Origin of the sequence: Saccharomonospora iraqiensis subsp. paurometabolica YIM 90007 (assembly GCF_000231035.2) — a bacterium.
Lineage (GTDB): Bacteria > Actinomycetota > Actinomycetes > Mycobacteriales > Pseudonocardiaceae > Saccharomonospora > Saccharomonospora paurometabolica.
The window spans coordinates 169,584-171,692 of record NZ_KI912225.1; the positions used below are offsets into that span (position 1 = coordinate 169,584).

Below are 2,109 nucleotides of genomic sequence, written 5' to 3' on the forward strand. Positions count from 1 at the left end.
CGGCCCGGCGCGCCCGGAGCGGCTCCCCCGGCGGCGTGACCGTCCGGCTGGGCCGCTCTCGGGTGCGGGATTCCCGCCTGCGGGGCGTGCGACTGCAGGTTCGCGTACGCGGCGCCGGTGAACGCGTCCTTCCCGGGCGCCTGCCCGGAGAAGTGGATCCCGGAGGTGGTCCGGTGCCCACGCCGGTGCCGTGCCGGTCCGGACCCGTCCATCACCGGGTACCGCGCGAGCGGATCCGCGACGACCCGGCGGCGCGGGTTGCGCACGCAGCCCACCAGCCCGAACAGCCCCAGCAGGCCGAACACGCCGACCCCCGCGCCCGTGAGGGCGTAGGTGAGGGCGAGCGCGCCCGTCGACAGCAGGACCCCCACCACCGCCACCGTGGTCGTGGCCGGTCTCCCGGTTGTTCCGCTCATCGTCTCCTCCACGTCGGCCTCCCCCGGTAGCTACCCGCACACGCGGCGACGCAAAGCGTGACCACCCGTCCGGGCGAACCGGTGCCGCCGCACCGGGACCGGTGGCGGTACCGGACGTGGCAGCCGGGGGTCAGTACGGCTGCGCGGCCTCGGCGAACTCGGCGGCCGGGGTGTCCGTGCCGGCCGGGTAGGAGATCCGGGAGGGATCGCCGTCGGAGGTGTAGCGCAGGTCCGGATTGTCGGCGAGTTTGTCGAGCCAGGCGGTGGACCCGAACTCGGCACCGGAGCCGTCGGGGCCCTGCGACCGGATCCGGGGCACTCCCGCGGGGTCGAAGTTCTCCGCGAACGGCGACGGCGCCGGATTGGCCCCGACCAGCAGCACGGCGTCGTAGTCGTACCCGTCGCCGCGCAGCGCCAGCTCGGCCGGGTCCGGCCGCGCCCCGAACGGCAGGGCGAGCGTGGTCGGCTCGTGGTCGGGCAGGACAGCACGGATGGACTCGTGCCCCTCGACGATGGCATCCTCGGCTGATTCGCGACCCGCGGTGGAGAGGTTGGTGTGGGCATGTGTGTGATTGCCGACCTCGAACCCGTTCTGGTGCAGCCACCGCAGCGCGCGCTCCCCCGCCGCGCCGCCGCCGAACGGGTCGGCGTTGACGTACACGCTCGCGGTGGCGCGGAAGTCCGGGTACTCCTCGGCGACCTCGGTGAGGATCCGCACGGCCGTGCCCTCCACGGGCTCGCCGTCCGGGGTGACCCGTACGGTGCTGGGGTCGCCGTCGTCGAAGGTCAGGACCACCGGATGCGCCCCCGCGGGCAGGTCCAGCTCACCCGAGGCGAACTCGGCGGTGGTCACCGGCACGTAGCCCTCCTCGGCGAGCCGCCGCAGCTCCGCCCGGAACGCCTCCGGGGTGCGGTCGTAGACCGAGTCGGGTTCGTCGACGAGGCGGTGGTACATCAGCACCGGGACGAGTCCGAGTTCGTTGGCTCCCACCTCCTCCGGGTCCGCGGTGGGTTCGGACGACCCGGTCGCGGGAGCCGTGTCCGCGGTGGCCGGGGCGGACCGGTGGCTGGGCCGGGTGTCCGCCGACGGCGCGTCCGGGGTGCTGCACCCGGCCACGACCGCGACCGCCGACACCGCGGCCGTGGCGGTGACCATTCCTCGCAGAGACATGCCCGGCACCGTAGGCCAGACCCGCCCCGGGTACCGAGCCCACTCACCCGACCGGGCACAATCACCGTCACTCAGTGTCCGGTGTCGACAGTGCCGGGTAACCGGCCGAACACCCGACCGTCCGCGTCCCGGAGGAACCGATGGCCCGTTTCCGGTTACGTCCACGATGGACTGTTCTGCTGATCGCCGCGGGGACCGCGATCGCGGCCGCGGTGGTCGTCCCCCAGGTGGTGTCCGACCGCCCGGACGCGGTGGTGAAGGGGATCACCGCGGGGGACACCGTCTCGCCCGAGACGCTCCGGGCGGCGCGGATCACCTCACGGCACGGCCTCGACGGGCTCGCCGTGACCCTCGACGGGAAGCCGATGCGGACCCGCACCGGCGGTGACGCGCTCCGGCCGGACCCGGAGCGGCTCGGCGAGGGCAGGCACACGCTGCGGGTCACGCCCCCGTCCGACGCCGCGCTCTTCGGCACCGACCCCGTCGAGATCGCCTTCCGGGTGGACGCGACACCGCCGACCC

At 74.5% G+C, this 2,109-nt stretch carries 2 protein-coding genes and 1 pseudogene; 1 reads left to right on the forward strand and 2 read right to left on the reverse strand.

What is annotated here, in order from left to right:
- Both SACPADRAFT_RS32570 and SACPADRAFT_RS0209580 read right to left on the reverse strand, forming a co-directional pair.
- The coding region (locus SACPADRAFT_RS32570; protein ID WP_198048291.1) for a hypothetical protein at positions 1 to 416 on the reverse strand (416 nt) is incomplete at its 3' end.
- A 130-nt stretch (positions 417 to 546) separates the two neighbouring features.
- A complete protein-coding gene (locus SACPADRAFT_RS0209580) occupies positions 547 to 1,587 on the reverse strand; it encodes a polysaccharide deacetylase family protein (RefSeq protein ID WP_028662350.1) in 1,041 nt (346 codons plus the stop codon).
- Positions 1,588 to 1,727: 140 nt separating this feature from the next.
- Here SACPADRAFT_RS0209580 and SACPADRAFT_RS0209585 point away from each other — a divergent pair.
- Positions 1,728 to 2,109: pseudogene (locus tag SACPADRAFT_RS0209585) on the forward strand (putative glycoside hydrolase); the annotation flags it as partial.

Excerpts from the sequence above, each read along its gene's own strand:
- SACPADRAFT_RS0209580 (WP_028662350.1), bottom strand. The coding sequence starts at position 1,587 with ATGTCTCTGCGAGGAATGGTCACCGCCACGGCCGCGGTGTCGGCGGTC.